Raw genomic sequence first — 8,078 nt, forward strand, 5'->3', positions numbered from 1 at the left:
TACCTCCAGAATCCTCAGGAAATAGGGCATGGGTATGAAGCCCCGGGCACTAAAGTAAAGCGGCCCAAGGGAAAAACGCTGACCTGGCATTTCAAAGCGCCCATGGTGCACGATTTTATGTGGGCTGCCGATCCTGATTACATCCACGACACTCTGATCATGGAAGACGGGCCTGCCCTGCATTTCTTTTACAAAAACAAGCCGGAGATCCTGGAAAACTGGAAGAACCTCCAGCCCAAGACAGCCGAAGCCATGCGCTTCTTCAGTGAGAATGTCGGACCCTACCCCTACGAACAGTACTCCGTGGTACAGGGAGGCGATGGGGGTATGGAATACGCCATGAGTACGCTGATCACCGGAGAACGCAGTTTTGGAAGCCTGGTAGGCGTTATGGTGCACGAATTGGCCCATTCCTGGTTTCAGCATATCCTGGCCACCAATGAGGCCAAGCACGAGTGGATGGATGAAGGCTTTACATCCTTTATCTCAGACCTGTGTATGAATACCATCATGAACGAGAACAAGGCCAATCCTTTTGAGGGTTCCTATAACGGTTACTACAGTCTTGTTCTCTCCGGAAAAGAACAGCCACAGTCCACTCACGCAGACCGGTATGAGGTCAACGCCGCTTACGGCCGTGCCGCCTACAGCAAGGGGGCTGTTTTTCTGTCCCAGCTGGGCTATGTCATCGGGCAGGACAAACTGATGGCTACCCTGAAGAAGTACTACGCCGATTTTAAATTCAAACACCCCACCCCCAACGACATCAAGCGAACGGCTGAAAAAGTGTCGGGGATGGAGCTCGACTGGTACCTGACCGACTGGACGCAGACCACCAACACCATCGATTACGGGATCCGGACGGTCAGTGAATCAAAGAGTGGGACCCATATCCTCTTAGAGCGAATAGGGCTCATGCCAATGCCGCTCGACATCCTTGTCGTGTACAATGACGGAAGCCAGGAAACCTTCTACATCCCGCTCCAGATGATGAGAGGGGAAAAGGAGAATCCCTACGGGCAGGTGAAACGCACCGTGCTGCCAGACTGGACCTGGGCAAACCCTGAGTATTCCTTTGAACTCTCAAACTCTCTTAGTGAGGTGAAGGCAGTGGTCATAGACCCTTCTCAGCTGATGGCCGATATTGACATCAACAACAATATCTGGCTGGCTGACTCTCAGTAGGCGGGTTTAGTACCAGGGGGCGTGCTCGTACAGCTCATTCCTGGCCACTTTTTCCCGGTTATTGATCAGGATGCGGTCCCGGTCCAGGATACGGCTCCTGTATCCCAGCAGGTGGAAGATCGCCTTGCTGTAAAAGCGCGCTACCTTGAGGTTGACGACCAGTTGGGCTTTCTCACGGTTTTTCCAGCTCACCCCGGGTAAAGCGGCCAGCAGGTGGTCTGCCCTGACCTTCCTGAGGCCTGCAGAAAGGGCGAGTACCCATTTTGGGATTCGCCTGATCATGAAGTACCCTTCGGCCCCCTGCTTTTGATAGAGGGGCATAAACAAAATCCCTCCTTTCTCTGCAACCACGGTTTGTTCGTTGTGGCTGGCCAGCAAGGTTCCTTTTGCAACCGGTTCAAAACTGTAAAACCCCGGAACCATCTCATAGGAATCACCGGGTTCTACGGCATAGCGCTCGGTGATCTCGTAAAAATTACGGTTGTGGGCTGCGGATTGTTTCAGTTCTGAATAATAGGTGCTGAAGTCTTTGACATCCTCCTTTTCCAGAGCTCCTGAAAAGACCAGGCTCATCCATAAAAAAGCGACGCTGTTGACCCGGGCCTCCTCACTGGCGTGCTGACCCGATTCAAAACCGAGGGATACGTACCCAAACTCGTTGATAAAATTCAGGACAGGGCCTTCCAGGTATTCCTCTATCCCAAGGATAATGGGAACGGGGAACTTTCGTGCGAATTTCCTGTTGATCATGGCGTCGTTGATCGTGATAAACGGAAGGGTCTTACTCGAAGTAGTGTGGAAGTCGATAAAGTAAAAGGGCGCCTCATGAGCCTTTAGCAGGTCGCGGATCACTCCGAGGATCTCCAGCATTTCTTTGTCTTCTGAGGTCATGCAGGTTCTTTCTCCACTTTCCAGGGCTGTGATATCCTCCCTGAACCAGGTTCGGTTGAGGTCCTTTTCCAGGTACCTTTTGTTTTGAAGCAGGGCCGGAATATTGCCCGCAATCCCGTAGATATGTCCTTTTATGGGTAATGGATTCTTTTGGAGTTCTCCGAATACTTCCTGCAGGGCCTGTACCCCGGAAGGTTCATTTCCGTGTATGCCCCCGAAAAAGACATGGACAGGTCCCGGTTCCCGCCCTTTGATGTGGCCGAGGATCCGTTTCAGGTGTGTAGCATTGGCAGTCAGGGCTTGTGCCATGGATTACAGGTCATTACTCGTGATGATCCCTACCAGTTTCTTGTCCCTTACCACAGGCAGGGAGTGGATCTTGTTGTCTTTCATCAATTTCCTGGCCTTGTCCAGGGGCATATCTTCCGTCGCTGTGATCAATTCTGTTTTCATGATCTCACGAATACTGCCGGGTTGTTCTTCCGGGTGATTCTGGTAATGTTCCACATCCACCCAGCTGAGCAGGCCTGCCAGGTTGAGGTCATCATCCAGGATAGGGGCATGGTGAATGTTCTTCCACAACATCATCCTCAGCACGAGATCAGCGCTGTCATTGTCCTGGGCCGTGATGATCCTGGTATTCATGAGATCCCCAACCGTAAGGGCCGCTTTGGGAGTCTTGTACTCATCCCCCCTGGCCAGCTGCCATGCGTCTACGGCGTACCTTTTTTGCTGTCTGTCATACATGGTGGCGACGAGCACTTTGAGTGCCTCAGGGGTCTTGTGCTCCTTCCTGAGCTTGCGGAAGGACTGGATTATCCATCGGGATCCCGTATGCGACCTGATCCGCCTTTCTATGATCGAGAGGTAATGTTCCGCATCCCTCGGCTCTACATTCATGCTGTAAAGCCCCCGGAAAGCCATGGGCAGCAAGTGGTCCAGCAGCAGGTCCTTGCTGCTGATCAGTTTCCCCTCCCAGTAGAACTGTGCGCTCATCCCGTAACGGGCGGCACTGAAAAAGTTACTCTTGGCATCCTTAAAATCCATCTTGTTATGGATGTCATCGAGGTACCTGGGCCTGCCGTGCATGAGGCCTACCCAGAACATCATGTTGGCGATCTCATCATCCGTGGTGGGCCCTGAAGGCATGTAGCGGTTCTCGATCCTGACATGAGGTTTTCCCTCGGTCACCCCGTAGCAAAGTCGGTTCCACCGGTAGGTCGTGCCGTTGTGAAGGGTAAGGGCCCTGAGTTTTGGGATTTCCCCTTTGTGGAACTCGCTGAGGCTGTCCGAATTCAATTCGGTGGTTACCAGGCTCCTGAAGTTGATGATGGCGTCCTTGTAAAAATCGGCTACGCCTCCCTGAACCCAGTCCTGCCCAAAGCTCACCCGTGATTCCTTTTCATTTAGGATAAAAGTGCTCCTTCTCGTGTCCACACTCTGTGTAAAAAGGGCGATTCGGGTTTCTTCCCATAGTTCTTTCCCCATCAGCAATGGGGAGTTTACGCAGATCGACAGGACCGGTCCGGCGATGGCCTGGGCCCAGTTATAGGTCTGGGAAAATTGTTCAGGATCTATCTGCAAATGGGCCTGGAAACTGGTGTTGCACCCCTCGTAGAGAATGGTATCATGGTGAAGGTTCACCTCATCTACCCCTTTGATGTGGAGTTCGATATCATCCTTTCGAATGGCCCGAATGGCCTCATTGAGGATCTTATATCTCTCTACAGGGGTCATATAATCATACTGCAGGTATTTATGCGTGATGGTGGGCAGGATCCCTGTGAGTATCACCTTTGCCTTGTGTTTGGCGGAAGCGTTTTTCGCGACACCCAGCAGATCGTTGAGCTGCTTGTGCATCACCGAGAAGCACGTGCCTTCCAGTTTTACAGGATCCAGGTTGAGCTCAAGGTTGTACTTGTTGAGCTCCGAGGTGAAATGGTCGTCGGCTATATCCTCCAGGATAGTCTCGCTCAGGTCTGAGGGTTCCCAGGCTTCGTTGACCAGGCAGAATTCCTGTTCGGCCCCTATGTGTACCGGCTTAGTCGACAGCAGTCCCTTGCTGAGCATTAGCTCGAGTGTCTCTATGTCTTTTAACAGGTGGTCTATGTATCTCTTCTTGTCTTCCGGATTTTTGATCCTTTTGACTATTTTTTCTCCCATATCTGTTCTTTTGTTCCTATGCGTGCATCAAGGGCGCAATTTACAGCCTTACTACCGGCGAAAATATGACAATTATCATTCCCGTCCCTCACGCGAATTCTCACTATTTTTACCCCCAGATGAGGTTTACGTTTCCCAAAGAAGAAAAATTAAAGCGCGAAAAACAAATTCGGGAGGTCTTTGATAAAGGATCTTCCCTGACCGTTTTTCCACTCAAACTGATCTACCTCAAAACCGAGAATAAGATATCCAAATTTCAGGTCGGTTTTACCGTCCCTAAAAAGAATTTCCGCAAAGCTGTGGAAAGGAATCGACTGAAACGCCTGTTAAGGGAGTCTTACCGTCTCAACAAGCATCGCATTTTTAACAGAACAGAGGGAAGCTATGCCTTTATGTTTTTATACCTTGGGAAGGAAATGACTTCTTTTCAAGACGTTGAAGCGGCCATGTGCAAAGTATTCGACAAATTCTTAAAAAAAATTGATGATGGGAAAGCTGATTCGTAAAAGAGTATTGATCCCGGTACTGGCGTTATTTGTCCTGCTTGGGGCGAGTAGCTTTAAGACCGATTTCTTCGAGATCGCCAAGCAGATAGAGATCTTTACCACCCTGTTCAAGGAACTCAATATGAACTACGTGGATGAGACAAATCCTGCGGAATTGATGGACACTGCCATCAAGAATATGCTGGACGATCTTGATCCCTACACCAAGTTCCTCAATGAACAGGATGTGGAGACCTACCGCATCAACAACACGGGCGAATATTCCGGGATCGGTGCCCTGGTGCGCTCCTATGAAGACCGGCTTGTCATCGTCGAGCCCTATAAAGGTTATCCGGCAGACAAGGCGGGTCTCAAGGCAGGTGATGAGTTGATCACGATCGCAGGTATAAATGTAAAAGATTTCCAGGACGATGCGAGCGAGCTCCTCAAGGGGGCGAACAAAACCACTGTAGACGTCACATACAAACGGCAGGGCAATACCTATGAGGCCACCATCGAGAGGGAAGCCATAGAGGTGGATGCCGTGCCCTATTTCCATATGATCGACGAGGAAATAGGCTATGTGGTCCTGTCCCGATTTAACAAAAAGGCCTCCGCCCAAACCAGGGAGGCCATCGAGTCTCTCAAAGCAGAAGGGGCTACAAAACTCATCCTGGACCTCAGGGGAAATCCCGGTGGCCTTCTCTCAGAGGCGATCAATGTAACGAACCTGTTCGTTCCTAAAGGCACCTTGGTGGTGACGACCAAATCCAAGGTGAAAAAATTCAACCAGAGCTATGAGACCCGCAATAAGCCCCTAGATGAAGAGATCCCGCTGGTGGTCCTTGTAGATGGGAAAAGCGCCTCTGCCAGCGAGATCGTTTCAGGCAGCCTGCAGGACCTGGACCGGGCGGTGGTCATTGGGGCGAAAAGCTTTGGCAAAGGCCTTGTGCAAAGACCCTTGAAACTAACTTATGGTACCCAACTGAAGGTTACCATATCCCGGTATTACACGCCGAGTGGACGATGTATTCAGTCCCTGGATTACTGGAACCGGGACGAAGAAGGGAATGCGGTCAGGAACACCCAATTCAACGAATTCACAACCCGGAACGGTCGCAAGGTCCGGGGCGGAGGTGGTATCATGCCCGACATCCCGATTGCGTCTTTGAACACGAACGACCTGGTAAATGCCCTGGTCAATAACCATGTCCTCTTCGACTACGCCACGGATTATTATTACGGGCATCCCGACCTGCCTGTAGAAAATTTCACCCTTTCTGATGCCGACTTTGAGGCCTTTAAAAGGCATGTTTCCTCAAGCAGCTTCGACTTTCAGACGAAGACCGAACTCGCCCTGAAAGAGTCCCTCACTGGCAGGAACAACGAGATCTTCGGGCGTGAAGTGGAGGAAGATACCAAGGCCCTTTTGCTCAGCATCGAGAAAAGCAAGCTGGCCGCCTTAGACACCTACAGGAAGGAGATCACCAAGCCTCTGGAAGACGAGATCATCAAAAGATATGTCTATCGGGAAGGGCTATACGACTTCTACCTGAACCACGACGAGGCGATCCAGGCCGGCGCCCAATTGCTCAAAGACGAATCTAAATACCGCTCTGTCCTCAGATAAAACAGGCGGTTTTTACTCTTCCGCTAACACAGCGTTTCCCAAATCCTGAGACCCTGTCATTTCCCTGTGCATCAAAAGGTTTGCTCTAATTGCGGTCCGAATCAGGGGTTTTCCTATTTTTGGAACTTTCATCTATGAATTTACCGCATGGCAAGTAACTATTATACGTGGTATCACCCCTACAAACCCAGTGAACCCTACAAGAAAAAGGTGGCCTATTTCAGTATGGAATTCGGCATCCACCAGGCATTGAAGATCTATTCGGGCGGGCTCGGATTTCTTGCAGGTTCCCATATGCTTTCGGCCTGTGAACTCAAACAGAATGTCGTAGGGATCGGCATGCTTTGGAAGTACGGTTATTACGATCAAAGCCGCAACAAGGACCAGACCCTGAGACCCGATTTCATCGAAAAACATTACAGTTTTCTGGAAGACTCCGGCCATGAGGTGGAAGTAGGTATTTTCGGGAACAGCTCGGTCAAAGTAAGGGCCATGGTCCTGAAGCCCGAGATTTTCGGTTCCGTTCCCATTTACCTTTTAACTACTGATGTGGAGGGAAATGACGACTTGTCGCGCTCCATCATGAACCACCTCTATGACGCCAATGAACTCACCCGTATCTGCCAGAACATCGTACTGGGGATCGGAGGGGCGAAACTGGTCCAGGCATTAGGAGGGGCGGATATCTACCACTTAAATGAGGGGCACGCCCTGCCGGCCTTCTATCACCTCCGCAATCAGGGGGTAGGCAAGAAAAACATGGTATTTACCACCCATACCCCCGAAAGGGCCGGAAATGTGGAAAGGGACGCCTATGCCCTGAACGACAGTGGATTCTTTGGCAGGAAACTTTCAGAAGAGGAGCTGATGAAGGAAACAGGAGGCTCTAACCGCCTCAGCTATACTGTGGCCGCCCTGCGCATGGCTAACCGCACCAATGCGGTTTCCAAATTACACGCGAAGGTCTCCAGGGGGATGTGGAAGGGAAATACAGGCAGCACCAAAATTTTTCCCATCACCAATGCACAGAATCAACGCTTCTGGCAGGACGAGACCCTGTACAAGGCGAGGAAGGCCAATAATGTAAAGGCCTTTCAAAAAAGAAAGGCGGAGCTGAAACAGGACCTTTTTAAAACCGTACTCGACCAGACCGGGAAACTATTCGACCCTGAGATTCTGACCATCGTCTGGGCCCGGCGATTTGCGGAGTACAAAAGGGCTGACCTGCTCCTGCGAGACATGGAGCGTTTTGAGAAGATACTGGCCAATGAGAAATACCCTGTGCAAATCATCTGGGCAGGAAAGCCATATCCTAAAGATACAGGGGCTATAGGGGTATTCGACAGGCTGGTTCACTTCACCAAATACAGACCCAATACGGCTGTGCTTACAGGATACGAAATGGCCCTTTCCAAACGCTTGAAAATGGGGTCTGATATCTGGCTGAATACCCCGCGAATTACCCGGGAAGCTTCAGGTACCAGCGGGATGACCGCAGCCATGAACGGCAGTGTGAACCTGTCCATCAACGATGGATGGATACCTGAATTTGCTGAGAATGGTAAAAACAGTTTTGTTCTCCCCGAGGCCAATGCAAAAAGCCTGGTTTCGGAACAGGACGATTTTGACAGCCGAAATCTCTATGATTGCCTGGAACAAAAAGTACTTCCCCTCTATTACGACACCCCGGAAAAATGGTCAAAGATCGTATACCGTGGGATAGA

Annotated in this window: 6 protein-coding genes; 4 read left to right on the top strand and 2 right to left on the bottom strand. The window is 50.6% G+C overall.

What is annotated here, in order from left to right; all coding sequences use genetic code 11:
* Positions 1-1,185: M1 family aminopeptidase (locus ABYP73_RS09360; protein WP_372974140.1), on the top strand; the 1,185-nt coding region annotated here is incomplete at its 5' end.
* 6 nt (positions 1,186-1,191) lie between these two features.
* On the opposite strand, the gene ABYP73_RS09365 is transcribed toward ABYP73_RS09360, so the two are convergent.
* Positions 1,192-2,385: a succinylglutamate desuccinylase/aspartoacylase family protein gene (locus tag ABYP73_RS09365; protein ID WP_372944942.1), complete on the bottom strand. Its 1,194-nt coding sequence runs from the start codon at positions 2,383-2,385 to the stop codon at positions 1,192-1,194.
* A 3-nt stretch (positions 2,386-2,388) separates the two neighbouring features.
* Complete coding sequence (locus ABYP73_RS09370) at positions 2,389-4,239, bottom strand: CBS domain-containing protein (RefSeq protein ID WP_372944943.1); 1,851 nt, start codon at positions 4,237-4,239, stop codon at positions 2,389-2,391.
* Between the two features lie 65 nt (positions 4,240-4,304).
* On the opposite strand from ABYP73_RS09370, the gene rnpA reads away from it, so the two are divergent.
* From rnpA to glgP, 3 genes are all read left to right on the top strand, one after another.
* Positions 4,305-4,745, top strand: a complete 441-nt coding sequence (gene rnpA, locus ABYP73_RS09375; protein ID WP_372944944.1) for a ribonuclease P protein component — start codon at positions 4,305-4,307, stop codon at positions 4,743-4,745.
* Positions 4,726-6,354, top strand: a complete 1,629-nt coding sequence (locus tag ABYP73_RS09380; RefSeq protein ID WP_372974142.1) for a S41 family peptidase — start codon at positions 4,726-4,728, stop codon at positions 6,352-6,354. The genes rnpA and ABYP73_RS09380 overlap by 20 nt, the downstream gene beginning before the upstream one ends.
* A gap of 147 nt (positions 6,355-6,501) precedes the next feature.
* On the top strand, positions 6,502-8,078 hold a 1,577-nt coding region (gene glgP / locus ABYP73_RS09385), incomplete at its 3' end, for an alpha-glucan family phosphorylase (protein ID WP_372974141.1).

It is taken from the genome of Muriicola sp. (assembly GCF_041567615.1).
Lineage (GTDB): Bacteria > Bacteroidota > Bacteroidia > Flavobacteriales > Flavobacteriaceae > Muriicola.